The following is a 26,305-nucleotide window of genomic DNA, read 5'->3' as shown; positions in this document are numbered from 1 at the left end:
ATGAAGGCGGCGCGAAACCGCGGGTCCTCACGATGAGGGCATGACACACGTTCCTGACACCGACCTGGCCGTCGCGGCCTCCGGGCTGGTCAAGACCTTCGCGGACTTCCGAGCGGTCGACGGGATCGACCTCGAGGTGCGCCGCGGCGAGGTCTTCGGCGTGCTCGGCCCCAACGGCGCGGGCAAGACCACCACCCTCAAGATGCTCGCCACCCTGCTGCCGCTCGACGGCGGCGAGGCCAGCATCTTCGGCGTCGACGTACGCCGCAACCCCCACATGATCCGCCAGCTCGTGGGCGTGACCGGGCAGTACGCCTCGGTCGACGAGAACCTCACCGGCTACGAGAACCTCTGGCTCTTCGGCCGCCTGCAGGGCCTCAGGTCCGCCAAGGCGAAGTCGACTGCCGACGACCTGCTCGAGCGCTTCGGGCTCACCGAGGCCCGCGACAAGCAGATCTCCGCCTTCTCCGGCGGCATGCGCCGCCGGCTCGACCTGGCCGCGAGCCTCATCTCGCAGCCGCCGCTGATCTTCCTCGACGAGCCGACCACCGGCCTCGACCCCCGGACCCGCGGTCAGATGTGGGAGACGATCCGCGACCTGATCCGCGAGGGCAGCACCGTGCTGCTCACCACCCAGTACCTCGACGAGGCCGACCAGCTGGCCGACCGGATCGCGGTCATCGACCGCGGGATCAAGGTCGCGGAGGGCACGCCCGACGAGCTCAAGTCGTCGGTGGGCAGCTCCACGCTCCAGCTGCGCATGTCGGACCCGGCCGAGACGGCCGGTGCCGAGGACGTCGTACGCCGGGTGCTCGGCGAGGAGCCGGTGCTCACGCCCGAGGCCGGCGGCCTCAACGCCGCCCTCACCGACGCCAACCGCGCCGCCGACGTGCTGATCGCGCTGCGCCAGGCCGGCCTGTCGATCGCGTCCGCGACCGTCCAGAAGCCCACCCTCGACGAGGTGTTCATGGCCATCACCGGCCACGGCGCCGAGGACGAGACCCACCAGCCCGAGATGGAGGTGGCCCGATGAGCACCACCCTGCTCCCCGACCACGAGACGACCGAGGTGCTGGACCGCACCGTCGTCACCCGCCCGTCGCTCCGCGACACCCTCGACCAGAGCCTGGCGATGGCGTGGCGCGCACTGAAGAAGATGCGCCGCAACCCCGAGCAGTGGTTCGACGTCACGCTCCAGCCGCTGCTGTTCACCGCCATGTTCGCCTACATCTTCGGTGGCGCGATCTCCGGCAGCGTCGAGGACTACCTCCCGATCGTGATCACCGGCATCCTCGCCCAGACGGCGCTGACCGCCTGCATGGCGACCGGCATCCAGCTGCGCGAGGACATGGACAAGGGCGTCTTCGACCGCTTCAAGTCGCTGCCGATCGCCCGGATCGCTCCGCTCGTCGGGCCCGCGCTGGCCGACCTGATCCGCTACGCCACCGCGGCGACGCTCACGATCCTGACCGGCCTGCTGATGGGCTATCGGCCCGGCGGCGGCGTGCCCGGCGTCGTCGCCGGCTGGCTGCTGACGGTCGTCGCCGGCTGGTCGCTGGCCTGGATCTTCACCTACTTCGGCACCCGGGCCCGCAGCGCGCAGGCCGTGCAGGGCATCTCGATGATGGTGATGTTCCCGCTGACCTTCCTCTCGAACGCGTTCGTGCCCGCGGAGACGCTGCCTGGCTGGCTCGAGGCCTTCGTGAAGGTGAACCCGGTCTCGCTCGTGATCTCCGCGGTCCGCGACCTGATGAACGACGGCGCGCTCACCGCGAACGTCGGCTGGGCGCTGCTGGGGTGCGGGATCGTGGTCGCGATCTTCCTGCCGCTGTCGGTGCGGTCGTACTCCCGGAAGATGTGATCAAGCGACGCGGGTGAGCGGAGCGAACCCGCGCGAGCGCGTCGAGATCCGGTGAGCCGGGAGTCGGCGTCGAGTCTGGCGCTACCCGAGCTCCGCCAGGAGGTCCCCGACCTCCGGGCGGAGCTCGGGTGCGTTCCGGCCCTCGATGCTCGCGCGGAAGCGCGCCTCACCACCGGGCAGCGCGGCCTCGGCCATGGCCAGTCCGGGAGCCCACGCCAGGCTCGGCAGCTGCCGGTTGTAGCCGAAGCGGTCGGCGTACACGAGCAGGCGTACGGCGCGCTCGGCGCGCGCAGGTTCCGGCTCGTCGGACAGCTCCCAGAGGGCGAGGGCGAAGAGGATCGACCCGAACACCGGGAAGTCCAGGAAGCCGATCGCCCCGTCCAGGATCTTGGGCGACTTCTCGAGCAGGTCGCGGTGCAGGCCCTCGACCTCCTCGCGGTGCCCGTGGTGGACGTGGGCGGCGATCGCCGCGGCCTCGGCGTACAGCGTCCAGGGCTCGAAGCCGAGCATCGTCTCGAGACCGGGGAAGCTCCGCGACGAGAGCGTCACCGCCGCGTCGCGGTAGCCCTGGAGACCGCGCTCGACGCGGCCGGCGGCGAGATCGAGCTCGGGTCGGCCGCACAGCAGGATGATGGCGGCCCCGAAGATGCCCGTGGCGCCGTCGGAGGCCTCGATCTCGTCGAAGATCCGCTCTGCCTCCTCGATGCGACCGTCCTCCAAGGCCCCCATCGCCAGCACGGCCTTGAGCTGCGCGACGTCCTCGTCAGCGCCGAGGTCGTCGAGGACCGGGATCGCGTCGCGCGCGTAGCCCATCGCGTCCGCCATCTCGCCGACCTGCATCGTGAGCCCGGCGAGCTGGGCCCGGACCAGGGCGGCGCTCCACGGCCCGTCGGCCTCGTCGGTGAGCGCCAGTGCCTGGAGACCGCGCTCCTGGGCTGTCCGGATCTCGCCCTGGTTCTCGTAGAACTGGCTGCACCACTGCATCGCGAACTGGGCGACTCGACGATCGTCGTCGTCGCACATCGCCTCGACGGCGCCGAAGTGACCGTCGCCGACGGTCGCGCGCGCCGCCAGGAGGACCGTCGCCGAGACCTCGCTGCGCGTGCTGCGGTCGCCGGCGCCCAGCTGCTCGAGGCGGTCGAAGGCGCGGCCCGCCACCGAGTCGGAGAAGATCATGGAGTTGAAGGCGAGCGCCACGAGCGTCGCCCGGAGGGCGTCCTCGAGCTCGGGAGAGACCGCGGCGTCCGCCACGACGTCCTCGATCTCCGGGGCGATGTTGACCACCTTGAGGTGGCTGCCCTCGATGGTCCAGAAGTCGGAGAGGCAGGCCATCAGGGCGACCACGGCGTCGGCGTCCGGGATGCGCAGGCAGCGGCGGAGCAGGTCGACGAGGTTGCCCTCCTCGACGCGGATCGCGGTCATGGTGTCGACCTGGCGCGACCCGAAGAGGGTCGCCGAGGACCGGAGCGCGAAGTCGACCCCCCAGTCCCGGAGCCGCTGGACGGTCTCACCGTCGTCACCGGCTCCCACCAGCTGCATCTGACCGAACTCGCGGACGGTCTCCAGCAGCCGGTAGCGCAGCTCCCCGGCACCTTCGACGACCGTGACCAGCGACTGGTCGACCAGGTTGGCGAGGGCGCCGAGCGCATCTCCGCCGACGACCGCCTCGGCCCCGCCGAGCGAGAACCCATCGCGGAAGATGGAGAGCCGGCGCAGCGCGACCCGCTCCTCGTCGCGCAGGAGGTTCCAGCTCCAGTCGATGACGGCCAGCAGGGTCTGGTGCCGCTCCGGCGCGTCGCGCGAGCCCCCGCGCAGCAGCGAGAACCGGTCGCCGATGCGGCGCTCGATCTCGGCCACCGACATCACCCGGACCTTCGCGGCGGCGAGCTCGACGGCGAGCGGTAGGCCGTCGAGGCGGCCCACGAGTGAGCGGACCTCCTCCTCATCCAGACGTACGCCGGGCCGGGCGGCCGTCGCGCGCTCGCGGAACAGCTCCACGGCGTCGGCGTCGCTCAGCTGCGGCAGCTGGTAGACCCGCTCGGCCGCGATGCCGAGCGGCGCGCGGGTCGTCGTCAGCACCCGCAGCGAGGGCGTGCGCTGCACCAGGACGGAGACGAGGTCGGCGACCGCCTCCACCAGGTGCTCGCAGTTGTCGAGGATCAGCAGCGCCGGCGCGCCCCCGACCTGGTCGACGATCCGGCTCACCAGGTCGGTGCGACGGGCCGCAGCGGAGGTCAGCTTGCCCGCGACGGACTCACGGACGCCGAGCACGTCGCCGACCTCGACCGCGACGCCGTCGGGCGACGTCACGCCGGCCAGCTCGACGAAGTAGACGACCCCCTGCTCGGCCAAGCGGCCCATCAGGTGGGCGAGCCGCGTCTTGCCGAGGCCGCCGGGACCGACGATCGAGGTCACCCGCGAGGTGCGGATCGTCTGCGCGAGCGCGGCGACGTCGTCGTCGCGGCCGATCAGTCGGGACGCCTCGTAGAGCAGGCCCTCGCGCACGGGCCGGTCGCGGGTGAGGAGCTCGGCGTACAGCGCCTGGAGGTCGGGGCTGGGATCGATGCCCAACCGGTCGGACAGCTCGACGCGGTAGGACTCGTAGCGGTCCAGCGCGGCCGGCACGCCGTGCACGCCTGCCACCGAGCGCAGCAGCGCGGCGACGACGTCGTCGTCGGAGGCCGCACGCTCCAGCAGCGGCAGCGCTGCGACGTAGTCGCCGGCGGCGGCGAGCCGCAGGCCCTCGGGACGCAGGGCCCACGCGTCGACGTCGGCGGCGGCGAGGGTCAGTCGGTAGCCGCGCGTCGTCCGCTCGATCGCGTCCGCGCTGGTCGCCGACCGGGCGCGGGACACGACCACCTGGAGGGCCTTCGTCGGGTTGGCCGGGACGTCGTCGCCCCAGACCTCCTCGACCAGCGCCGTCTCCGACAGGCCACGCGGCCCGGCGTCCACCAGGCTCCGGAGCAGGGCGTGGGTGCGCTCCCCCGGGACCGGTTCGCCGCGCCAGGTGACGTCGTCGAGGACCGTGAGCCGAGGGGCGTGCGGTCCGTCAGCGCTGGACGGCACCGGTCCGCTCGGCGGCGAGCGCGACGGCCGCGTCGCGCGCGGCTGCCGTCTCCTCCTCCGTCAGGGTGCGGTCGGCAGCCCGGAACCGGAGAGCGAAGGCGAGCGACTTGCGCCCCTCGCCCACCTGCTCGCCCGTGAAGAGGTCGAAGAGCCGGATCGACTCGAGCAGGTCGCCGGCACCTTCGCGGAGCGCGGACTCGACGGCCGCCGTCGTGACGGACGCGTCGACCACCAGCGCGACGTCCTCCTTCGCGAGCGGGTACGTCGAGAACTCGGGTCCCGGGGTCACGTCGCGGGCCCGCCGCATCAGCAGGTCGAGGTCGATCTCCACCGCAGCGCTGCGCGGCGGCAACCCGAACGCCTGGCAGACCTTGGGGTGCAGCTCGCCGGCGTGCCCGAGCTCGGCTCCGTCGACCAGCACCCGGGCGCAGCGGCCGGGGTGCCACGGGGCGCGCGCGGCCGACACGACCTCGATGTCGACGCCCAGCTCGGTGCCGAGGCGACGCACGATGCCGATCGCGTCGGACCAGCCCGCCTCCCGGCCGTCTCCCCACCAGCCGGCCCGCTCGCGCTCGCCGGAGAGCACGACGGCGAGGTGCAGCGGCTGCTCCGGGATCGCCTCGAGCAGCTTGGCGAGCTCGGCGTCGGTGGGACGCCAGTCGACGCCGTAGATCGGCGCCGGCCCGCGGTCGACGGGGAACGCGACGGTACCGGTCTCGAAGAGCGACACCCCGCTCGCGCCACGCCCGATGTTGCGGGCAGCTGCCTTGAGCAGGCCCGGGAGCAGCGTGGTCGTGTACGACGGCTCCTCGCTCGAGAGCGGGTTGGCCAGCCGGACCGTCGTGCGCAGCACGTCGTCCGCGGGGAGGCCGAGGGCGTCGAACGCCGCATCGCCGACGAACGGGAAGCTGATGACCTCCACGCAGCCCGCGCCGGCCAGCGTCCGGCCGACCCGGCGGCGCAGCCGCTGCTCGCGGGTCAGGCCACGCCCGGCGGCCTCGCGCGGCAGCACCGAGGGAACCTGGTCGTAGCCGACGATCCGGGCGACCTCCTCCACGAGGTCGAAGGGGTCGTTGAGGTCGGGGCGCCACGGCGGCGGCGTCGCGACCACGGTGGTGTCGTGCTTGTCGAGCTCGCAGCCGACGGCCTCGAGGTTGGCGACCGTGGTCGCCGCGTCGATCGGCATGCCGGTGACCCGCTCGGGCAGGTCGTAGGCCATCTCGATCGGCGCCTGCTGCGGCGGGATGCCGACGACCGTGACGCCGGGGTCGGCCGTGCCGCCGCCGTACGTCGTGAGCAGCTCGACGACGCGGTCGGCGGCCGCCTGGGTGACGACCGGGTCGACGCCACGCTCGTTGCGCTTGCCGGCCTCCGACGTGAGCCGGTGCCGCCGGCCGGTGCGGAACATCGAGGTCGCGTCCCAGTGGGCGGCCTCGACGAGGACGGCGGTCGTGGTCGCGGACATCTCGGTGGTCTCGCCGCCCATGACGCCGCCGAGGCCGATGATCCCGGAGTCGTCGGTGACGACCAGGTCCTCGGGCGACAGCACGCGGTCGGTGCCGTCGAGCGTGGTGAGCCGCTCGCCGGCGGCGGCTCGGCGGACCCGGATCGGGCCGCTGAGCTTGTCGGCGTCGTAGCCGTGGATCGGGCGGCCGATCTCGAGCATCACGTAGTTGGTGACGTCGACGGCGAGCGAGATCGGGCGCATCCCGGCCTGGGTCAGCCGGCGCACCATCCAGTCCGGGGACGGCGCGGCCGGGTCGAAGCCCGTGACCTTGCGGGCCACGAACACCGGGCAGCCGACGGGGTCGTCGATCTCGACCGGGTAGCCGGCGCCGTTGGGCTCGGGGACCGAGCGCTCCGCCGGGTCGCGGTACGGCGCGTCGTACGCCAGCGCGGCCTCGCGGGCGACACCGCGGAGCGACAGCGCGTAGGCGCGGTCGGGGTTGATCTCGAACTCGATGACCTCGTCGTCGAGACCGAGCACCGGGAACGCGCTGTCCCCGGGGACTCCGGCGTCAGCCGGGAGCACGATGATGCCGTCGTGGTCCTCCCCGAGGCCGAGCTCGCGGGCGGAGCAGATCATCCCCGCGGACAGGTGCCCGTAGGTCTTCCGCGCGGAGATCTCGAAGTTCCCCGGGAGGATGCCGCCCGGCAGGATCACGACGACCAGGTCGCCGGGCTTGAAGTTGTGCGCGCCGCAGACGATGCCCTGGGGCTCGCCGGTGCCGTTGGCGGCGCCGACGTCGACGGTGCACCAGTTGATCGTCTTGCCGTTCTTCTGCGGCTCGGGCTCCATCGTGAGCACCTTGCCGACGACGAGCGGACCGGTGATCTGGTCACCCGGCTTCTCGATCGCCTCGAGCTTGAGCCCGAGGGCAGTCAGCCGCGCGGTCAGGTCCTCGGTGGTGGCGTCGTCCGGCAGGTCGACGTACTCCCGGATCCAGGAGACAGGGGCCTTCACAGATCACTCCCGAATGCCGTGGTGAAGCGGATGTCGCCCTCGAAGAGCTCACGCAGGTCCTCGAGGCCGTGGCGGAACATCAGCGTGCGGTCGATGCCCATGCCGAAGGCGAAGCCGGTGTAGCGCTCGGCGTCGACGCCGCACGCGGCGAGCACGCGCGGGTTCACGACACCGCAGCCGCCCCACTCGATCCAGCCCTCGCCGCGACACGTCCGGCAGGGCGCGCCGTCGAGGACGCCCGCACCGCGGCAGACGAAGCAGACCAGGTCGACCTCGGCGCTCGGCTCGGTGAAGGGGAAGTACGACGGCCGGAACCGCGTGTTGATGCCCTCGCCGAACATCGAGGCGGCGAAGTGGTCGAGCGTGCCCTTGAGGTGGGCCATCGTGATGCCCTCGTCGATCGCCAGGCCCTCGACCTGGTGGAAGACCGGGCTGTGGGTGGCGTCGTACTCGTCGGTGCGGAAGACGCGACCGGGGCAGACGACGTAGATCGGGGGCGTGCGGGTGAGCATGGTGCGCGCCTGCACGGGCGAGGTGTGCGTGCGCAGCACGAGGTGGTTGTCGGCCGGCTCGGTCCAGAACGTGTCCTGCATGGTGCGCGCCGGGTGGTCGGGGCCGAGGTTGAGCGCGTCGAAGTTCAGCCACTCGGCCTCGATGACCGGGCCCTCGGCGACCTCCCAGCCCATCGCGACGAAGATGTCGGCGATCAGCTCGGCGCCGGTGGTGAGCGGGTGCCGGGCACCGGTGGGCACCCGGTCGGTCGGCAGCGTGACGTCGACGGTCTCCTCGACCAGCATCCGCTCCTCGTGCTCGGCCTCGAGCACGGCCTGACGGGCGGCCAGCGCCTGGTTGACGGCCCCGCGGGCCTGGCCGATGCGCTGGCCGGCCTCCTTGCGCGCCTGGGGCGGGAGGGCACCGATCTCGCGGTTGGCGAGCGCGAGCGGGGACCGGTCGCCCGTGTGGTCGATCCGCGCCTGCTTCAGCTCGGCCAGGTCGGTCGCCGCAGCGATCGCCGCCAGGGCGGCGTCCCGCGATGCCTCGACCTCTTCGGGCTTCAACGGGGTGACCTCCACGGGGTCGTAATCGGTGTTCGGTCCCGACATGTCTGCCTCTCGAGCGTGCGTGCAGCGGGGCGTGCAACTGGGCAAGTCTAGGAAGGTGCGTGGCTGGTGCGCGAACCGGTTCCGCGTGTTGGCGCGCGGGTCGATGATCGGGACGTGAAGTCACCGCGTCTGGAGCGAACCATCGCGCTGCCCGCCGTCATCGTCGCGCTGGTCTGCCTGCTCGGTGGAGCCGGCGCCGCGGCGGCCTTCGAGTCCGACACGGTCGGCAGCTTCTGGGGTGGTCTGTGGTGGGCGCTGTGCCTCATGACGACCGTCGGCTACGTGTACGGACCGCCGGCGTCGGACGCCGCCACGGTCGTGTCGGCGGTCCTCGTCGTGGTGGGGTTCCTGCTGCTCTCGCTGCTCAGCGCGACGCTGGCAGCGCTCTTCATCCGCCGTGACGCCGAGCCGGCCGAGCTGCTGAGCAGCCAGCTCGAGCACGAGATCCTCACCCGCCTCGACGAGATCTCTCGGCGAGTCGAGGCTCTGGAGGAGCGACTGCCGTCAGTCCGGAGCGGTGGCCGGGAGCACGACGTCGATCCGGGCTCCCCCACCGTCGGCGTCGCCGATCACGACGGCGCCGCCGTGGGCCTTGACCAGACCGTTGACGAGGTAGAGCCCGAGCCCGGAGCCGCCGCGACCGCCACCCGTCCAGAACTTGGTGAAGACCCGCCGTCGCATCTCGGGTGAGATCCCCTCGCCCTCGTCCTCGACCCGCACCCGGACCCCGGCCTCCTCGTCCGACACGCTCACCCGGACGGCGCCGGAGCCGTGGCGTACGGCGTTCTCCACGAGGTTGGTGACGACCTGGGTGAACTTGTCGGGGTCGACGGTGATCTCGGGCAGGGCGTCGGCGACCTCGAGCTCGATCGGTCGGCTCGTGCCGGCCGCGACGGACTCCACGACCCGTCGGACCAGCACGCCGGAGTCGGACGGTCGGGGGTAGAGCTGCAGGCGGCCGGTGTCGATGCGGGCCACGTCGAGGAGCTCGGCGATCAGCCGGCTGAGGCGGTCGGAGTCGACGCTGACCGTCGTCAGCATCAGCTTCTTCTGGTCGTCGCTGAGCTTGTCCCAGCGGTTGAGCAGGGCCTGCACGAAGCCCTTGACCCCGGTCAGCGGCGAGCGCAGCTCGTGGGCGACGGTGGCCACCAGGTCGGACCGCTCCCGGTCCAGTCGGGCCCGGCCCCGACCGGACCGCAGGCTGACGGCGACCGCGGCGACGGGCTGGTCGAGCGCGGGTCGGTGGATGCGGGCCACGACGAGGACCTCGGTGCCGTCGGGCAGCAGCCACGCCTGCTCGGGGACTGCGGTACGGGTCGGCAGCCCGTCGTACGGGCAGTTGACGGAGCACCAGTCCTGGCCCTCGTGGTCCTGGAGCGCGAGCACCTCGGCCAGCGGGCGCCCTACGGCCGTGACGCGGTCGACGCCGAGCCAGCCCACTGCCACGCGGTTGACGGCGGTGACGACACCGGCAGCGTCTGCGAGCACCACGCCGTCGGCCAGCGAGTCGACGACCTGCTGGGCGCTTGCCTCGAGAGCGGACACAGGCACAGGGTGTCACGAGCCGGTCACGATCAGGGGCACCGGCAACTCGCGGCGCCGGGCGGCCGTCGTACGTCGTGCGAGGCTGGCCCTCGTCCCACCATCTCGGACCCTGGGAGGGCTCCCGTGCGCACCCGCCACCTGATCCCCGTCGCAGCCCTGTCGATGGTCCTCGCCGGGATCGCCGGCGCGCAGGCGCTGACAGCTGACTCCGCGGCACCGCGAGGTGGCAGCCGGCCGGCGTCCTACGGCTACGTCGCGGCCCAGGTGTTCACCGCGCCCGGACTCGGCTCGGTCGCCGTCGGCATGCCCAACCCGTCCGTGGTCAAGATCCAGCACCGGCGGGCCGGTGCCACGTCGTGGGACACCCCCTCGGTGCTGTTCGCCGGGAAGGGGCGGGTCACCTGCGGCGAGATCGACGGCGCGGTCTCCCCCGGCGGGATCGCTCTCACCCTCGAGTGCGACCGCCCCTATTACGAGGACGAGGCGCCCGTGCACACCCGAGCACTCGTCAGCCGCGACCTCGTCTCGTGGTCGCGCCACGAGCTGCCGGGCGAGGCCTACCAGGCTCCCGCCATCAGCCCGGACGGCCGGACCGCTGCCTGGCCGGCGGGTGGTGGAGACGGCTTCGTCCGCTGGCGGGCGGGCAGCGGCTTCAGCAGGCTCATCGGCACCGGCTTTCACGGCGACGGCGGTGCGGAGACGATCGTCGCGGAGGACTCGGGCACCGTCAGCGTGATGGGAGCCGAGGCCAGGTCCGGGAAGTGCCGCCTCGGCGTGCATGCCCGCCCGCTGACCGGGCCGGAGCAGGTCCAGCTCGTCGACGGCGTCGCGCCCGGGTGCACCGAGGGGTCCCTGACGACGGTGGACGACCTCACGGTCCGCGGCGACGGCAGCAGCCGCGCGACGACGTACGTGGTCTCACGCCCCGACACCGCATCGCTGTGGCGGCTGACCGCAGCGCGACCCGTCGACGGGGCCGGTCTGGTCGTGGACCGTGGGTCGCCCCGGAAGGTGATCTACCCGACCTATCTCGACGTGGCCGGCAAGCCGCTGCTGTCGATCGGCAGCCCGGACCGGCAGCGGCTCATGGTGCAGACCTACGACGACGTCACCCGCACCTGGTCGAGCCGGAGCACCGTCTACGACCACGGCTTCCCCGGCTGCACCGGCGGTGACTCCACTGGCGACGCGACCTCTCAGGTCTACGTGCTCGAGCTGCACTGCTACGCCCACGCGCGTCCCGACGGGACCTATCCGCCGTACGACCGCAACTACGACCGTCTGCCCCACGGCCGCACCCTGCTGCTCAGCGCGGACGGGACGACCTGGACGGCGGCGCCGATCGGGCCCCGTCCGTACGCCGTCAACGCCTCCGCCTCGCTGGTCGCCGCTCCCGGCCGGCACGCCACGCGGATCGTGTCCCCGACCGGGATCACGACAGTGCCGGTCACGGCTGAGGGCCGGTGCGACCTCGTCTTCCCGGTCGCGGCCAACCGCCTGCTCCGCCTGCACGGTGGGCCGCACGCACGGTGGCCAAGCCGGGTCCAGCTGTCGACCGGCACCGGCTGGCACACCGTCGACACCATCGCGATGCCGTCCCGCGGACGGTGCCAGCGGGTCTACGACGAGAACGACCTCCGGCCGACGCTCTTCAACCTCGTGGGCGGCACGCGCGGCGTCAGCCTCACCGTCCGACGGGGCGGACCCGAGGGCTGGCGCGTGGTCCGCACGCCGGAGCGCTACTGACGGTGGGCTCGGGCGCTGGCGTAGAGGCACAGCGCCGCGGCGGTCGACAGGTTCAGGCTCTCCGCGCGGCCGTGGATCGGGATCCGGACCCGGTGGTCCGCGAGCTCGGCGAGCTCGGCCGGCAGCCCCCACGCCTCGTTGCCGAAGAGCCAGGCGGTCGGCCTCGTCAAGAGGTCGTCGGCGTGGTCGAGGTCGACCTCGCCGCCACCGTCGGCAGCGAGCACCTGGAGACCGGCGGCGTGCGCCGCGCGGACGGCGGCAGCCGGGTCCGGTTCGATCGCGACCGGCAGGTGGAAGAGGCTGCCCACGCTGGCCCGGACCGTCTTCGGGTTGTAGGCGTCGACCGAGTGGCCGGCGAAGACCACGGCGCCGGCGCCCGCGGCATCGGCGCAGCGGATCACGGTGCCCGCGTTGCCGGGATCGCGTACGTCGGCGCAGAGCGCGACGAGGCGGGCGTCGTCGAGCGCGTGCTCGACGGGGCGGTCGAGGAAGCGACACAGCGCGACCACGCCGGCCGGGCTCACGCTGTCGCTGAGCGACGCGAGCGCGCGGTCCTCGACGAGGGTCCACTGCGGTGCGGCCGACGCGAGGTCGGCGTACTGCTGGGTGGCTGCCTCGGTGGCGAACACCTCGACGACGCAGCCAGGGACGCCCAGGGCGCCCTCGACGGCCTTCGGGCCGTCGGCAAGGAAGAGCCGCCGCTCGGAGCGTTCCGAGCGGCGGCTGAGCTTCCGGATCTCCTTGAGGCGGGCGTTGCCCGCCACCAAGGGGTTTCGAGACAGGCGCTGCGCGCCTTCCTCAACCACCGGTTACGCGGAGACCTTGGGCGCGTTGACGTCCTCGGGCAGAGCGGCCTTGGCGGCCTCCACCAGCGTGTTGAACGCGGCGACGTCGTTGACGGCGAGGTCGGCCAGGATCTTGCGGTCCACCTCGATGCCGGCCAGGTTCAGGCCCTGGATGAAGCGGTTGTACGTCATCCCCTGGGCGCGGGCCGCAGCGTTGATCCGCTGGATCCACAGCTTGCGGAAGTTGCCCTTGTTCTTGCGCCGGTCGTTGTAGCTGTAGACCAGCGAGTGGGTGACCTGCTCCTTGGCCTTGCGGTACAGGCGCGAGCGCTGGCCGCGGTAGCCGCTTGCCCGCTCGAGGACGACCCGGCGCTTCTTCTGGGCGTTTACCGCCCGCTTGACGCGTGCCACGATTTACTCCTTGTTGCTGAAAACTTGTTCGGTGCGGGGGTCTCGACGTGCTCGACCACCGTGAGGACGGGGTCGGTCAGAGACCGAGCATCTTCTTCGCGCGCGGGACGTCGGCCTTGGCGACCTCGACGGTGCCCGTCATGCGGCGGGTGACCTTCGAGGGCTTCTTCTCGAGGTTGTGACGCTTGCCGGCCTTCTCGCGAAGGATCTTGCCGGTCCCGGTCACCCGGAAGCGCTTGCTCGCACCGGAGTGCGTCTTGTTCTTCGGCATCTCTGCTCTCTCTTCTCGTCCTGCTGGCGTGCTCGCGGCTGGCGCGACCACCCGCGTGGTTCCGGCGGCCCTGGGGACCGCCGAGGTATCAGGCCTCGATCTCGGGATCGAGGTTCTCGGAGCGCCCGCGCTCCTTCTTCTGGGCGACCGGCCCGGCGGCGTGGGCGGCGTCGCGCTCGGCGCGCTCCTCCGCCTCGTGGGCCGCGCGCTCGGCGGCGCGCGACTCCTTCTCCGCCTTCATCTCGACCTTGGCGTCGGCCTTCTTCTTGTGCGGGCCGAGCACCATGATCATGTTGCGGCCGTCCTGCTTGGGCGCCGACTCGACGAAGCCCAGCTCCGTCACGTCCTCGGCCAGCTTCTGCAGCAGCCGGAAGCCCAGCTCGGGCCGGTGCTGCTCGCGACCGCGGAACATGATCGTGATCTTGACCTTGTCGCCGGCGCGCAGGAACCGCACGACGTGACCCTTCTTGGTCTCGTAGTCGTGCGCGTCGATCTTCGGACGAAGCTTCATCTCCTTGATGATCACGTTCGTCTGGTTGCGACGGGCCTCGCGAGCCTTCTGGGCGTTCTCGTACTTGAACTTGCCGTAGTCCATGAGCTTGCAGACTGGCGGCTTGCCCTGCGGGGCGATCTCGACGAGGTCGAGGTCCGCCTCCTGGGCGAGCTTCAGGGCCTGGTCGGTCGGCACGATGCCGACCGTCTCCCCGTTGGGTCCAACGAGTCGGACCTCGGGAACCCGGATCCTGTCGTTGATGCGCAGCTCGGTGCTGATGTGTCCTCCTGGTGGCCATGTGACCGGAAGTCCTCGCCGGCACCGGCCCCCCGAGGAGGTCCGAAATCAACAAAGGCTTCCGCTTGTGCAAGCGGAAGCCAGTCGCGGCGCCTCCCACGCCATGGGAGTGCCGTCGAAGACCATCAGGCTCACGGTGGGGAACACGTCCACGCCGCAGGCCAAGCCTTCGGGACCGGACCCGACGACCTGTGGAGCTGACCCATTGCTGGGGCGGTCGATGCGGGTGGGAGACGATGCTGCTGGCTCCGCTTGTGAGATCTGCTCCGGCTCCACCGCGGACGGTCGGGTCGGAACTGATCGGTCAACGCAAGATGCTAGCCGAAGATTCCCGCTCGGGCCGAATCCAGGCGACGCCCCCGGGGACCCGGGCCAACGTCCACCCCTCGGCGAGACCGCGCAGGTCGTCGCCCTCGACGACGAACCGCACCGGTCCGGCCAGGTCCACGACGAGCGCAGCGGCGCCGTCCTGCAGCGCGGAGCGCGCCGCGACCTGAGCCGTCACGGGGACCGGTCGGGCCTCGCGGCTCCACGTGGCGAGCGCGGCGGTGCCGGTGAAGGCGAGCAGCGCGAGGCGGCCGTCGGCGCCCTGCACGAGGACGGTCGCCATGTCGCTGTCCTTCTCGCGGGCCAGGCCGGCGTCGTCGTGCTCGACCTCGCCGAGCACCGCGACGACCGGGACCACGACGCGGGAGCGCTGGAGGGCACCGAGGGCCTCGGCGTACGCCGTGCTGTCGTCCTGCCAGGCGGCCAGGGCCGCGGCGAGCTCGGGCGCCGCCGACCCGTCGTCGCCCGGGAACCCGGGATCGGGGATCACACGGGAGTGGGTCGGGTCGGGTTCGAGCACGCAGCCATTGTCCTCGGGCGACGGACCCGGGCCGAATCGACCGGCGACGCAGCGGTGTGACTCGTCGCACGATTCAAAGTCGAGTGTTTCACTTGATTTAGTGAGGGAAAGCGGTCTAGACATGAGCCCCATGTCCACCACAGCCCTGGTCGGCGACCCGACCACCGCTCCCCCACGACCTCGAGCGAGACGGTCCCGTGCCTCCCGGTTCGCGTTCCTGCGCCGCTGGGTCTCCCCGATCGTGATCATCGCCGTCTGGCAGGCCCTGAGCTCCGCGGGCGTGATCGATCCGCGCAAGATGGCCTCGCCGGCGCAGATCGCGTCGCGTGCGATCGAGCTGATCCAGGACGGCACCCTGGGCAGCGAGACCCTGATCTCGCTCCAGCGGGTCGTCCTCGGGCTGGTCATCGGCGGCTCGATCGGCGTCCTGCTGGCCGTGGTCGCCGGCCTCAACCGGATCGGCGACGACGCCATCGACCCGCCGATGCAGATGCTGCGCACGCTGCCGCACCTCGGCCTGATCTCGCTCTTCATCACCTGGTTCGGCCTCGGCGAGCTGCCGAAGGTGACCCTGATCGGCCTGGGTGCGTGCTTCCCCCTCTACCTGAACACCCTGGGTGGCATCCGCGGGATCGACCGCAAGGTCCTCGAGGCGGCGCGCTCCATGCACCTGACCCGCCGTCAGCAGGTCCGCCACGTGGTGCTCCCCGGCGCCCTTCCGCAGACGCTCGTGGGCCTGCGGCAGAGCCTCGGCATCGCGTGGCTGTCGGTGATCGTCGCGGAGACCATCGGGGCCGACACCGGCCTCGGCGCCATGATCAACCAGGCCCGCGAGTTCAACCAGACCGACATCATCGTCGTCGGTCTCGCCGTCTACGCCGTGCTCGGTCTCTGCACCGACGCGCTGGTCCGCTACCTCGAGAGGAAGGCCCTCGCATGGCGAGCCTGACCGCACCCCCCACCAGCCAGACGTCGGAGACCGTGGTCCGGGTCCGTGGGCACGACCGCTCCTTCGGCGACACCCACGTGCTGCACTCGATCGACCTCGACATCGCACCGGGTGAGTTCGTCGCCCTGCTCGGCCGCAGCGGCTGCGGCAAGTCGACGCTGCTGCGCAGCCTGTCCCACCTCGACCCCACCCCGGCGGGCGAGGTCGAGGTCTCCGGTCGTACATCGGTGGCCTTCCAGGAGCCGCGGCTGCTCCCCTGGCGCACGGTCCGCGACAACGTCGCGCTCGCGCTCCTCAACGGGCCGGAGCGCAAGCAGCGCTTCGAGCTGGCCGAGAAGACGCTCGCCGAGGTCGGCCTCGGCGACAAGCTGGAGGCCTGGCCGCTGCAGCTGTCGGGCGGGCAGGCCCAGCGCGTCTCGCTGGCCCGCGCGCTGGTGAGCAACCCCGCGCTGATGCTGCTCGACGAGCCGTTCAGCGCCCTCGACGCGCTCACCCGGATCGACATGCACCAGCTGGTCATCGACCTCTGGCGCCGGCACTCGATGGCCATCCTGATCGTCACCCACGACGTCGACGAGGCGATCGCGCTCGCCGACCGGGTGCTGGTCATGGACGGCGGGCGGATCGCCCGCGAGTGGTCGATCGAGCCGCGTCGCGACAACCGCGCGCCGTCGAAGCCCGAGATCGCCCGGATCCGGGCCGAGATGCTCGCCGCCCTGGGCGTGCAGCCCACCTCTGCCAACCCGAATCGCACGCCACTGCACAACGAAGGAGCAGCATGAACCGCCGCCGTACCAAGATCACCGTTCTCGGTGCCGTCCTCGCTTCCGCCCTGGCCTTCGCCGGCTGCGGCGGCGACGCGACCGGCAACGAGGGCGCCGTCAAGGACGACGGCTCCGTCGACCTGTCGAAGGTGACCCTGATCGTCGGCGACCAGAAGGGCGGCTCGAAGGCGCTGCTCCAGGCCGCCGGCGAGCTCGACGACGTCGACTACAAGATCGAGTGGAAGGAGTTCACCTCCGGTCCGCCGCTCCTCGAGGCCCTGAACGCCGGCGCCATCCACGTCGGTGGCGTCGGCAACACCCCGCCGCTCTTCGCGGCCGCCGGCAAGAGCGAGATCAAGGTCGTCCAGGGAGCGACGTACGGCGGCGCGGGCGACGCGATCGTCGTGCCCGGCGACTCCCCCATCAAGGACGTCTCGGAGCTCAAGGGCAAGACCGTCGGCGTCGCCGAGGGCAGCTCGGCCAACTACAACCTGCTGGCCCAGCTGCAGGACGCGGGGCTGAAGTACTCCGACGTGACGATCAAGAACCTCCAGCCCGGAGACGCGCTCGCCGCCTTCTCGGCCGGCCACCTGGACGCCTGGGCGATCTGGGAGCCGTTCACCTCGCAGGCCGAGCAGGAGGCCGACGCGAAGGTGATCGCCGACGGCAGCAAGCTCGCCAACGGCTACACCTTCCAGGTCGCCTCGGACGTCGCGCTCGACGACCCGGCGACCAAGGAGGCCCTCTCGGACTACCTGTCGCGCATCGCGAAGGCGCAGGTCTGGTCGCAGACCCACCAGGAGGACTGGGCGAAGGTGTGGGCGGAGGAGACCGGGCTGTCCGACTCGATCACCCTGGCCGCCGTGAAGAAGCGGCAGGTCCAGGTCGTCCCGATCGACCAGACCGTCATCGACTCCGAGCAGGAGATGGCCGACTCGTTCGCCGACAACGACCTGCTCCCGGGCAAGTTCGACGTCGCGCCGTACTTCATCGACGACTTCAACGACGCGACCACCGGCAAGGAGTGACATGACCGTCAAGCTGCACTGGTTCCTGCCCACCTCCGGCGACAGCCGGTCGCTGGTCGGCGCCGGCCAGGGTGTGCCCGGAGGGATCACCGGTCTGGCGGACACCGTCGAGGGCGACTTCCGGCCGCCCACGATCGACTACCTGGCCCAGGTCGCCCGTACGGCCGAGCAGGCCGGCTTCGAGGGCGTGCTCACGCCGACCGGCACGTTCTGCGAGGACGCCTGGCTGACCACGGCCGCGCTGCTCCGCGAGACCTCGCGCCTGAAGTTCCTCGTCGCGTTCCGGCCCGGGGTCATCAACCCGGTGCTGGCCGCGCAGATGGCCGCGGCGTACCAGCGGCTGTCCGGCGGCCGGCTGATGCTCAACGTCGTCACCGGCGGCGAGCCGCGCGAGCAGGCACGCTTCGGCGACACCGCCTCGAAGGAGGAGCGCTACGCACGCACCGACGAGTTCCTGTCGGTCGTCCGGGGGACCTGGACCCAGGCGCCCTTCGACTTCCACGGCCGGTTCTTCGACGCCGAGGGAGCCCAGGTCAGCGGTGGCATCGACCCGGTGCCGCCGATCTACTTCGGCGGCTCGTCCGGGCCCGCCGGACCCGTGGCGGCACGGCACGCCGACGTCTACCTCACCTGGGGCGAGCCGACCGAGCAGGTCGCGGAGAAGCTGGAGTGGGTGCGCGGCCTCGCGGCCGAGCAGGGTCGGACCCTCCGCTTCGGGCTGCGCATCCACACCCTGTCGCGCGACACCTCCGAGGAGGCGTGGGCGCACGCCCAGTGGCTGCTCGACGGGCTCGACCCGGCGACCGTCGCCAAGGCGCAGGAGGCGCTGCAGCAGAGCGAGTCGACCGGTCAGCGCCGGATGCTCGGGCTGCGGTCGCGGACGTCGTACTCCTCGGCGCGCGAGCTCGAGGTCAGCCCGAACCTGTGGAGCGGCGTCGGCCTGGTCCGGGGCGGTGCCGGCACGGCCCTGGTCGGCAGCCACGAGGAGGTCGCGGACCGGCTCGAGGAGTACCACCGCCTCGGGATCGACGAGTTCGTGCTGTCCGGCTACCCGCACGTCGAGGAGGCCTACCGCTTCGCCGAGGGCGTGACGCCGCTGCTGCGGCGTCGAGGACTGCTCGGCGGCGTGCCGGCGCACGCCAAGGTGGCCGCGCTCGCCTGAGCCGCCGCTCACCTGCCGTGTGGGACGCTGGGAGCGTGGACGACGCAGCCTGGGCGGCACTCACCCTGAGCCTGACCGTGGCCGGCGGCATCTGGACCTGGTTCGCCTTCCGCAACCGGGGTCTCGCCTCCGGGACACGCGCGCTCGGCTTCACGCTGCTCCCGCTCGCGGCGTACCTGACGAAGACGCTGCAGATGTTCACCGGGATCGCCGGCGAGATCAGCGACTGGGCCGGCCACCTGGTGTGGAGCCCGGTCGTGTGGCTGGGCATCGTCCTGGCGGGGGTGTCGGTGGTGCTCATCGGCGTGTCCGGACGGCTGCGGGCACGCGAGGTCGGTCCCGCGGAGAAGTCGAAGCCGCTTCCGAGTGCCGGACCCGGTGCCAAGGGACGCCCCGCGTTGGCCGAGGATGACGACATGGCCGACATCGAGGCGCTGCTGCGCAAGCGAGGCATCAAGTGAGCGCGTCCTCCCCTGCAGCGCGCAACCAGCTGTGGACCCGGCTCGGCGACGCCGTCGCGAAGCTCGGCGTCCCGCTCCCGACGCCCGTCTTCGTCGTCGACCTCGACGCGTTCGACGCGAACGCCGACGACCTGGTCCGCCGCGCGAACGACCTGCCGATCCGGGTGGCCTCCAAGTCGCTGCGGATCCCCGCCCTGGTGGAGCGCGCGCTCGCCCACGACGGGTTCCACGGCGTGCTCGCGTTCACGCTCCGCGAGGCGCTGTGGCTGCACGCCCAGGGCATCTGCGACGACATCGTCGTCGCCTACCCGACCGTCGACCGCGGCGCGCTCTCCGAGCTGGTCGCCTCGCCGGAGGCGGCCGCGGCGATCACCCTGATGGTCGACAGCACCCCGCACCTCGACGTGATCGACAGCGTCCGGGTCTCCCCCACGACGCCGGTGCGGGTCTGCGTCGACGTCGATGCCGGCCTCCGGCTCGCCGGGCAGCACGTCGGCCCGAAGCGCTCGCCTCTCCAGGACACGGCGGACGTCGTCGAGCTGGCGCGGGAGATCACCGGCCGCGACGGCTTCCGGCTCGTCGGGGCGATGACCTACGAGGGCCAGGTCGCCGGCCTCCAGGACACGGTCCCCACCGCGAAGGCGCGGTCCGCGATCATCCGACGGCTCAAGACCCTGTCGATGTCGCAGCTCGCCGTACGCCGCAAGGAGATCGACCACGAGCTCCGGCAGCTCACGGACCTCGAGTTCTGGAACGCCGGCGGCTCGGGCTCGGTGCAGGCCACCGCGGCCGACCCGGTCGTCACCGAGATCGCCGCAGGATCAGGGCTGCTGGTGCCGACCCTCTTCGACCACTACCGCTCCTTCGAGCCGCGAGCCGCGTCGTACCTCGGCCTCCCCGTCGTACGGCGCCCCGCGCCGGGGATGGTCACGGTGCACGGTGGGGGCATCGTCGCCTCCGGGCCGGCGGGCGTGGACCGGCTCCCGACGCCGTGGGCGCCGGCCGGGCTGGAGCTCACGGGGCTCGAGGGCGCCGGCGAGGTGCAGACCCCGATCACCGGACAGCCCGCGGACCTCCTGGAGATCGGCGACCTGGTGTGGTTCCGGCCGGCCAAGTCGGGCGAGCCGTTCGAGCACTCGCTGACGGTGCACCTGCTGCAGGGCAGCGAGTTCGTCGACACGGTGCCCAGCTATCGCGGGCATGGGCTCGCCTTCTGAGGCTGCCGCGGTCGTCGAGCTCGCCCGATCCCGCCCGGCGAGCCTCGGGGCGGGCCGCCTGATCTGTGTCGACGGTCCGTCCGGCTCCGGCAAGACGACCCTCGCCGGCGAGATCGTCCGGCTCGAGCCGTCCGCCGCACTCGTGCACATGGACGACCTCTTCGAGGGCTGGGACGGGTTGCCCCGGGTGGACGCCCAGCTCGACGGGCTGCTGCGGCCGCTCGGGGGCGGTCGACCCGGCACCTACCGGCGCTACGACTGGGTCGCGGGGGCGTACGCCGAGACGGTGACGGTCGCACCCGCACCCCTGGTCGTGCTCGAGGGGGTCGGGTCCGGCTCCCTCGGCGTCGCCGACCTGGTGACGGTGCTGGTCTGGGTCGAGGCGGCGCACGACGTGCGCATGGCGCGCGGTCTGGCACGGGACGGCGACGCGTTCGCGCCGTACTGGGAGGCGTGGGCGGTCGGCGAGCAGGCGCACTTCGACCGGCACGGGACCCGGGACCGGGTCGACCTGGTCGTCCGGACCTAGAGGGAACCGTCCCCGGTCTGGCATCGTCCCAGTGCCATGAGACCCACGGTCCCGGTCCCGTTCGTCGTCGCCACGCTCACGGCGGTGCTCGCCGGTTGCGGTGGCTCGTCCTCCGACGCCAAGGATCCGGCGGCCGACTCCGGGCGTTCGACGGCGTCGGCGGCACCCACCGTCGATCCCGCGACCGTGTGCCCGCCGAAGCTGGCCCGGGGCGACGACCCCGACGGACACGGCTTCGGCGCCCAGGAAGACGCCCAGGAGCAACCGACGCTGCCGGCGCCCGAGCGGGCCTGGACGTGTCGCTACGACCCCGTCGACTCCGCCCAGACGCAGGGCGGCGGGACCGAGCTCGCCTGGGTGCTGCACGGCCGCGCGGCCGCGGTGGCGGCGCCGGAGCTCTCGGCCCTCGACGACGCGCTGCAGCAGGTGGTGCCCTTCGCGGACGGCAGTCGGGTGTGCACCGCCGACCTCGGGCCGCGCTGGATGGTCGTCTACCCCGGCGACGACGGGCTCGTGGGCGTGGTCGTGGACGACTACGGCTGCCGGGAGGTCCGCCTGACCGACGACCCGGCGGCCACGCCGCCCGGCGAGGGCGAGGGTGACGGGACGGTGCCCGGCGTGCTCGACGGCGGCGCCGACGTGCTCACGGCGCTCGGCCTGGGGCGCGGCTGACGCCTAGCCCGCCGCGGTCTGCTGGTCGACCAGCGCCCGGAGCTGGCGGACCGCCTGCTTGGCGCGGTCGCCGTCGGAGCCCTGGATGCCCATGGCTGCCACCGTGGTGCCGTCGGCGAGGTCGATGGTGGCCCACGGCGCGCCGGGCGGCAGGTGCACCGCGACGAGCTGGGCCCACTCGAACTCGCGCCGGCGGTAGCCGTTGACGACCACGAGGCGACGCTCCTCGGCGACGACCCGCGAGCGGACCAGCGCGAACCACAGCGTGAAGGCGAGCAGGCCGAGCGCGAGCACGGTGCCGCGCTGGAACCAGGTGAACCGGGCCTGGGTCTCCTCGTCGAACCCGATCCAGGTCAGCGCGCAGACCACCAGCAGGCCGGCGCCGAGGACCGTGCCGGCCATCCGGACGCCGAAGGGGCGCCAGGTGTGGGGCAGGCTCGGCACCCGGCGCGGCTCAGAGCCGGCAGGCATGGATGTCGGTGAGCAGGATGCCGCGGGCACCGATGTCGTAGAGCTCGTCCATCAGCCGCTGGGAGCCGTCGCGCGGGACCATGGCGCGGACCGCGACCCAGCCCTCGCGATGGAGCGGCGCGATGGTCGGACCCTCGATGCCCGGGGTCAGGGCGACGGCGGCGCTGACCCGGGCCTCCTCGATGTCGTAGTCCATCATCACGTAGCTGCGGGCGACCAGGACGCCCTCGATGCGACGCTTGAAGACCTCGAAGCCGGACGGCACGGAGCCGCCGCGGGTCACCAGCACGGCCTCGGACTCGAGGATCGTCGCCCCGAAGACCTCCAGGCCGGCCTGGCGCAGGGTGCTGCCGGTCTCGACCACGTCGGCGATCACGTCGGCGACGCCCAGCTTGATGCTGGTCTCGACGGCGCCGTCGAGGCGTACGACGGTCGCCTCGATGCCGTGCTCCTCGAGGAACGACCGCACCACCCCGACGTACGACGTGGCGATCCGGGCGCCGGCCAGCTGGCTCAGGTCGGAGAAGACGCCCAGCGGCCCGGCGAAGCGGAAGCGGCTTCGGCCGAAGCCGAGCCCGGTGACCTCGTCGGCCTTGGCACCCGAGTCGCGCAGCAGGTCGCGGCCGGTGATGCCGACGTCGAGGGTGCCCTCGCCGACGTACAGCGCGATGTCGCGCGGGCGCAGGTAGAAGAACTCGACGCCGTTGTCGGTGTCGATCAGGGTCAGCTGCTTGGAGTCCTCGCGCTGCCGGTAGCCGGCCTCGCGCAGGATGTCGGTGGCCGACTGCGAGAGCGAGCCCTTGTTGGGGACCGCGATTCTCAGGGACATGGCAGGTTCTTTCAGAGGTGGGCGTAGACGTCGTCGAGCTCGATGCCGGTCGCGAGCATGAGCACCTGGGCGTGGTAGAGCAGCTGGCTGATCTCCTCGGCTGCCCGCTCGCGACCCTCGTGCTCCGCGGCCATCCAGGACTCGGCGGCCTCCTCGACCAGCTTCTTGCCGATGAAATGGACCCCGGCGTCGAGCTCGCGCACGGTGCCGGATCCCTCAGGGCGGGACCGGGCCTTCTCGCTCAGCTCGGTCCAGAGCTCGTCGAACGTCTTCACGGCCTCAACCCTACGGCGTGCTGGTCCTCACCGACGCCAGGGTCCGGGCGGTGAGCAGCGCGGCCGACGTCGCCTCGTAGCCCTTGTCCTCGCGCGAGTGAGGCAGGCCCGCCCGCTCGAAGGCCTGCTGGTCGTTGTCGCAGGTGAGCACGCCGAAGCCGACGGCCACCGTGTGGTCGAGGGCGACCCGGACGAGCCCGTCGGTCGCGGCGCTGCAGACGTACTCGAAGTGCGGCGTGCCGCCGCGGATCACGACGCCGAGGGCGACGACCGCGCCGTACCCCTGCGCCGCGAGCGCGCCGGCGACCACGGGCAGCTCGAAGGTGCCGGGGACCCGGACGGTGCGGTGCTGCGTGACGCCGTACTCGGCGAGCGCGCGCTCGGCGCCGCCGAGCAGCCCGTCCATCACCTGGGTGTGCCAGCTGGCAGCGACGATGGCGACCTTGAGGCCACTGGCGTCGAAGACCTCCTGGTCGGGTGCTCCGTCTCCGGACATGTCAGGCTCCGTTCGCGAGGTCGGCTGCCTCGGCAGCGAGGTTGGGGAGGTCGTGGCCCATCCGGTCACGCTTGGTCAGCAGGTAGGCGAGGTTGTGGTCGTTGGGGTGCGGCGTGAGCGCCACCCGCTCGGCGACGTGGACGCCGAAGTCCTCGAGGTTCTCGACCTTGTCCGGGTTGTTGGTCATCAGCCGGACGTTGGTCACCCCGAGGTCGCGCAGCACCTGGGTGGCGGTGCCGTAGTGGCGCGCGTCGGCCGGCAGGCCGAGGTCGAGGTTGGCGTCCACGGTGTCGCGGCCGCCGTCCTGGAGCTGGTAGGCCTGCAGCTTGGCGACCAGGCCGATCCCCCGGCCCTCGTGCCCCCGCAGGTAGACGACCACGCCGCGACCCTCCGCGACGATGCGCTCCAGCGCCTCGTCGAGCTGCGGGCCGCAGTCGCAGCGGCTGCTGCCGAAGACGTCGCCGGTCAGGCACTCGGAGTGGACCCGGGTCAGCACCGGGGCGTCGCCCGACACGTCGCCGTACACGAGGGCGATGTGCTCGGAGTCGTCCACCGTGATCCGGTAGCCGTACGCCGTGAAGTCGCCGTGGCGCGTGGGCAGCCGGGTCTCGGCGACCCGCTCCACGAGGTTCTCGTGGCGGCGCCGGTAGCGGACCAGGTCGTCGATCGAGATCATCGCCAGGCCGTGCTCGTCGGCGAACTCGCGCAGCTCGGGCGCCCGCTTCATGGTGCCGTCGTCATTGACGACCTCGACCAGGACGCCGGCCGGCGTGAGGCCGGCGAGCGTGGCCAGGTCGACGGCGGCCTCGGTGTGGCCGCGGCGGACGAGCACGCCACCCTCGCGGTAGCGCAGCGGGAAGACGTGCCCGGGGCGGGTGATCTCCCACGGCTCGGTCGCCGAGTCGGCGAGGACGCGGGCCGTGTGGGCGCGGTCGGCAGCGGAGATGCCGGTGCTGACGCCGTCGCGCGCGTCGACGGAGATCGTGTACGCCGTGCGCAGCTTGTCCTTGTTGTGCGGTGTCATCAGCGGGATCTCGAGCCGGTCGAGCATGTCGGCCGGCATCGGGACGCAGATGACGCCGCTGCTGTGCCGGATCGTGAACGCCATCAGGTCCGGCGTCGCCTTGCTGGCGGCGAAGATGATGTCGCCCTCGTTCTCGCGGGTCTCGTCGTCGACGACGATCACGGCCCTGCCGGCGGCGATATCGGCGATGGCTCGCTCGATGCTGTCGAGCCGGACGTTCTCGTGCTGGTGCTCGGTCATGCGGGGACCTTCTCTCGGAGTTCCTGACCGGGTGCGGTCGTGCTGGCGCGCAGCCAGGTGATGAAGCCGGCGACGCAGAGGCCGCCGTAGAAGACGTAGAGGATCGCGGAGGGGTAGTAGCCCGAGTGCCACAGCAGCGGTACGCCGACCAGGTCGACCGCGATCCAGGCGAGCCAGAAGTCGTTCCAGCCGCGCGCCATCGCGTACGTCGCCAGCATCGAGCCGACGAAGATCCAGGCGTCGCACCAGTAGTACCAGCGCGGCGCCGGCCAGCCGGCGCCGACGACCGAGAACACCCACTGGCACACGAGGACGCCCGCGGCTGCCGCGACCAGGTAGGCGACCCGCTCCCGCGCGGTCGCCCACCGCGGGTCGACGGCCGGGACGTCGCCACCGCCGTGGGCCTGCTTGGCCTGCTGCCAGCGGTGCCACCCGTAAATGCTGGTGATGATGAAGAAGACCTGGCGGCCGGCCTGGCCGAAGAGCGGCTGCTGGGCCTGCGCGTCGAACGTCGCGGCGATGAAGACGGTGAAGAGCAGGACGTTGCCGACGATGCCGACCGGCCAGGCCCAGACCCGGCGCCGGAGCCCGCCGACGGCGGAGGCGAAGCCGAACGCGTTGCCGAGGATCTCGCGCCAGGTGATCGGGTGACCGGCGATGGTCAGGTGGGCGTCGTAGAACGAGGACAGGGTGCTCATGCGTCGTCCTTCCCGGCGTACGGGAGCAGCCGCTCGACGTACTTGGCGATCACGTCGACCTCGAGGTTGACGCGGTCGCCGGGCTGGCGGGTGCCGAGCGTGGTGCGCGCCAGGGTCTCGGGGATCAGGCTGACCGTGAACCGGTCGGTGCCCGCCTCGACGACGGTCAGGCTGACGCCGTCGACGGTGATCGAGCCCTTGTCGACGAGGTAGCGGCTCAGGGCCCCGGGCATGGCGATCTCGACGACCTCCCAGTGCTCGCTGGGGGTGCGGCTCACCACGGTGCCGACGCCGTCGACGTGGCCCTGCACGATGTGGCCGCCGAGGCGCTTGTCGGCGGTGACCGCGCGCTCGAGGTTGACCCGGTCGCCGGGGCGTACGCCGTACAGGCTGGTCTTGTCGAGCGTCTCCTGCATGACGTCGGCGGTCCAGGTCTCCGCGTCGTACGTCGTGATCGTCAGGCAGCAGCCGTTGACGGAGATCGAGTCGCCGAGTCCGGCGTCCTCGAGCACGGTGGTGGCGCGGATGCTGAGGCGGATCGCGTCGCCCTGGTCCTCGACCGCGGCGACGGTGCCGAGCTCCTCGACGATTCCGGTGAACAT

General features: G+C 72.1%; 27 protein-coding genes and 1 pseudogene. 12 read left to right on the top strand and 16 right to left on the bottom strand.

Going from position 1 to position 26,305, the window contains the following annotated elements:
- Positions 1-40 precede the first annotated feature (40 nt).
- Positions 41-1,033, top strand: a complete 993-nt coding sequence (locus tag ASC77_RS24935) for an ATP-binding cassette domain-containing protein (RefSeq protein ID WP_056159659.1) — start codon at positions 41-43, stop codon at positions 1,031-1,033.
- Positions 1,030-1,860 carry an ABC transporter permease gene (locus ASC77_RS24930; protein ID WP_082575310.1) on the top strand — a complete coding sequence of 277 codons (831 nt, stop codon included), beginning with the start codon at positions 1,030-1,032 and terminating at the stop codon, positions 1,858-1,860. The genes ASC77_RS24935 and ASC77_RS24930 overlap by 4 nt, the downstream gene beginning before the upstream one ends.
- Before the next feature lie 81 nt (positions 1,861-1,941).
- Here ASC77_RS24930 and ASC77_RS24925 read toward each other — a convergent pair whose 3' ends face one another.
- Genes ASC77_RS24925 through pheS form a run of 3 tightly spaced genes read right to left on the bottom strand, consistent with a single transcriptional unit; the run spans position 1,942 to position 8,493 of the window.
- The gene (locus ASC77_RS24925) at positions 1,942-4,926 is read right to left on the bottom strand and encodes an ATP-binding protein (RefSeq protein WP_056159657.1); all 2,985 of its coding nucleotides are present in this window, start codon (positions 4,924-4,926) and stop codon (positions 1,942-1,944) included.
- Entirely contained in the window at positions 4,910-7,390 is a 2,481-nt protein-coding gene (gene pheT, locus ASC77_RS24920; protein WP_056159654.1) for a phenylalanine--tRNA ligase subunit beta, read from the bottom strand. The genes ASC77_RS24925 and pheT overlap by 17 nt, the downstream gene beginning before the upstream one ends.
- Positions 7,387-8,493 (bottom strand): phenylalanine--tRNA ligase subunit alpha, encoded by a 1,107-nt coding sequence (pheS, locus tag ASC77_RS24915; protein ID WP_056159652.1) that lies wholly within the window; start codon positions 8,491-8,493, stop codon positions 7,387-7,389. Before pheS ends, pheT begins: the two co-directional genes overlap by 4 nt.
- A 66-nt stretch (positions 8,494-8,559) precedes the next feature.
- Here pheS and ASC77_RS27920 point away from each other — a divergent pair.
- Positions 8,560-8,871: pseudogene (locus ASC77_RS27920) on the top strand (ion channel); the annotation flags it as partial.
- 126 nt (positions 8,872-8,997) lie between these two features.
- Here ASC77_RS27920 and ASC77_RS24910 read toward each other — a convergent pair.
- The gene (locus tag ASC77_RS24910; RefSeq protein WP_056159650.1) at positions 8,998-10,038 is read right to left on the bottom strand and encodes a sensor histidine kinase; all 1,041 of its coding nucleotides are present in this window, start codon (positions 10,036-10,038) and stop codon (positions 8,998-9,000) included.
- 123 nt (positions 10,039-10,161) lie between these two features.
- Between ASC77_RS24910 and ASC77_RS24905 the strand changes: the two genes are divergently transcribed.
- Positions 10,162-11,784, top strand: a complete 1,623-nt coding sequence (locus ASC77_RS24905; protein ID WP_056159647.1) for a hypothetical protein — start codon at positions 10,162-10,164, stop codon at positions 11,782-11,784.
- Here ASC77_RS24905 and ASC77_RS24900 read toward each other — a convergent pair.
- From ASC77_RS24900 to ASC77_RS24880, 5 genes are all read right to left on the bottom strand, one after another.
- A complete protein-coding gene (locus ASC77_RS24900) occupies positions 11,778-12,548 on the bottom strand; it encodes a TrmH family RNA methyltransferase (RefSeq protein WP_235547954.1) in 771 nt (256 codons plus the stop codon). The two genes, ASC77_RS24905 and ASC77_RS24900, sit on opposite strands and share 7 nt — an antisense overlap.
- Positions 12,549-12,593: 45 nt before the next feature.
- On the bottom strand, positions 12,594-12,980 hold the full coding sequence (gene rplT, locus ASC77_RS24895) for a 50S ribosomal protein L20 (protein ID WP_056159644.1): 387 nt from the start codon (positions 12,978-12,980) through the stop codon (positions 12,594-12,596).
- Between the two features lie 76 nt (positions 12,981-13,056).
- Entirely contained in the window at positions 13,057-13,251 is a 195-nt protein-coding gene (gene rpmI, locus ASC77_RS24890) for a 50S ribosomal protein L35 (protein WP_056159641.1), read from the bottom strand.
- Positions 13,252-13,339: 88 nt separating this feature from the next.
- Positions 13,340-14,023: a translation initiation factor IF-3 gene (infC, locus tag ASC77_RS24885; RefSeq protein WP_235547968.1), complete on the bottom strand. Its 684-nt coding sequence runs from the start codon at positions 14,021-14,023 to the stop codon at positions 13,340-13,342.
- 322 nt (positions 14,024-14,345) lie between these two features.
- A complete protein-coding gene (locus tag ASC77_RS24880) occupies positions 14,346-14,888 on the bottom strand; it encodes an SseB family protein (RefSeq protein ID WP_056159634.1) in 543 nt (180 codons plus the stop codon).
- A gap of 130 nt (positions 14,889-15,018) precedes the next feature.
- Between ASC77_RS24880 and ASC77_RS24875 the strand changes: the two genes are divergently transcribed.
- Genes ASC77_RS24875 through ASC77_RS24840 form a run of 8 tightly spaced genes read left to right on the top strand, consistent with a single transcriptional unit; the run spans position 15,019 to position 21,670 of the window.
- Complete coding sequence (locus ASC77_RS24875; protein WP_056159631.1) at positions 15,019-15,837, top strand: ABC transporter permease; 819 nt, start codon at positions 15,019-15,021, stop codon at positions 15,835-15,837.
- On the top strand, positions 15,825-16,619 hold the full coding sequence (locus ASC77_RS24870; protein ID WP_056159630.1) for an ABC transporter ATP-binding protein: 795 nt from the start codon (positions 15,825-15,827) through the stop codon (positions 16,617-16,619). Before ASC77_RS24875 ends, ASC77_RS24870 begins: the two co-directional genes overlap by 13 nt.
- Positions 16,616-17,629: an ABC transporter substrate-binding protein gene (locus ASC77_RS24865; RefSeq protein WP_056159627.1), complete on the top strand. Its 1,014-nt coding sequence runs from the start codon at positions 16,616-16,618 to the stop codon at positions 17,627-17,629. The genes ASC77_RS24870 and ASC77_RS24865 overlap by 4 nt, the downstream gene beginning before the upstream one ends.
- A gap of 1 nt (position 17,630) precedes the next feature.
- Positions 17,631-18,791 (top strand): LLM class flavin-dependent oxidoreductase, encoded by a 1,161-nt coding sequence (locus ASC77_RS24860; protein ID WP_056159624.1) that lies wholly within the window; start codon positions 17,631-17,633, stop codon positions 18,789-18,791.
- 35 nt (positions 18,792-18,826) lie between these two features.
- On the top strand, positions 18,827-19,252 hold the full coding sequence (locus ASC77_RS24855) for a hypothetical protein (RefSeq protein ID WP_056159621.1): 426 nt from the start codon (positions 18,827-18,829) through the stop codon (positions 19,250-19,252).
- The gene (locus ASC77_RS24850; RefSeq protein WP_200945135.1) at positions 19,249-20,469 is read left to right on the top strand and encodes an amino acid deaminase/aldolase; all 1,221 of its coding nucleotides are present in this window, start codon (positions 19,249-19,251) and stop codon (positions 20,467-20,469) included. The genes ASC77_RS24855 and ASC77_RS24850 overlap by 4 nt, the downstream gene beginning before the upstream one ends.
- Positions 20,453-20,998 carry a uridine kinase gene (locus ASC77_RS24845; RefSeq protein ID WP_056159618.1) on the top strand — a complete coding sequence of 182 codons (546 nt, stop codon included), beginning with the start codon at positions 20,453-20,455 and terminating at the stop codon, positions 20,996-20,998. Before ASC77_RS24850 ends, ASC77_RS24845 begins: the two co-directional genes overlap by 17 nt.
- 36 nt (positions 20,999-21,034) lie before the next feature.
- Complete coding sequence (locus tag ASC77_RS24840) at positions 21,035-21,670, top strand: hypothetical protein (protein WP_056159615.1); 636 nt, start codon at positions 21,035-21,037, stop codon at positions 21,668-21,670.
- Between the two features lie 3 nt (positions 21,671-21,673).
- Here the strand turns inward: ASC77_RS24840 and ASC77_RS24835 are convergent, their stop codons facing one another.
- From ASC77_RS24835 to ASC77_RS24805, 7 genes are read right to left on the bottom strand one after another with little or no spacing between them, the layout of a single operon-like run.
- A complete protein-coding gene (locus ASC77_RS24835; RefSeq protein WP_235547951.1) occupies positions 21,674-22,114 on the bottom strand; it encodes a PH domain-containing protein in 441 nt (146 codons plus the stop codon).
- 10 nt (positions 22,115-22,124) lie between these two features.
- Positions 22,125-22,970, bottom strand: a complete 846-nt coding sequence (hisG, locus tag ASC77_RS24830) for an ATP phosphoribosyltransferase (RefSeq protein ID WP_056159609.1) — start codon at positions 22,968-22,970, stop codon at positions 22,125-22,127.
- Positions 22,971-22,981: 11 nt separating this feature from the next.
- Positions 22,982-23,245, bottom strand: a complete 264-nt coding sequence (locus tag ASC77_RS24825; protein ID WP_056159606.1) for a phosphoribosyl-ATP diphosphatase — start codon at positions 23,243-23,245, stop codon at positions 22,982-22,984.
- A gap of 10 nt (positions 23,246-23,255) precedes the next feature.
- A complete protein-coding gene (gene ribH / locus ASC77_RS24820; RefSeq protein WP_056159603.1) occupies positions 23,256-23,741 on the bottom strand; it encodes a 6,7-dimethyl-8-ribityllumazine synthase in 486 nt (161 codons plus the stop codon).
- Position 23,742: 1 nt separating this feature from the next.
- The gene (locus ASC77_RS24815; RefSeq protein ID WP_056159600.1) at positions 23,743-25,005 is read right to left on the bottom strand and encodes a bifunctional 3,4-dihydroxy-2-butanone-4-phosphate synthase/GTP cyclohydrolase II; all 1,263 of its coding nucleotides are present in this window, start codon (positions 25,003-25,005) and stop codon (positions 23,743-23,745) included.
- On the bottom strand, positions 25,002-25,703 hold the full coding sequence (locus ASC77_RS24810; RefSeq protein ID WP_056159597.1) for a nicotinamide mononucleotide transporter family protein: 702 nt from the start codon (positions 25,701-25,703) through the stop codon (positions 25,002-25,004). The genes ASC77_RS24815 and ASC77_RS24810 overlap by 4 nt, the downstream gene beginning before the upstream one ends.
- The gene (locus ASC77_RS24805; protein ID WP_056159594.1) at positions 25,700-26,305 is read right to left on the bottom strand and encodes a riboflavin synthase; all 606 of its coding nucleotides are present in this window, start codon (positions 26,303-26,305) and stop codon (positions 25,700-25,702) included. The genes ASC77_RS24810 and ASC77_RS24805 overlap by 4 nt, the downstream gene beginning before the upstream one ends.

The sequence above is a fragment of the Nocardioides sp. Root1257 genome, assembly GCF_001425175.1.
Lineage (GTDB): Bacteria > Actinomycetota > Actinomycetes > Propionibacteriales > Nocardioidaceae > Nocardioides.
The sequence above is the reverse complement of the archived record's forward strand: the minus strand, read 5'-3'. Positions and strand labels throughout refer to the sequence as shown.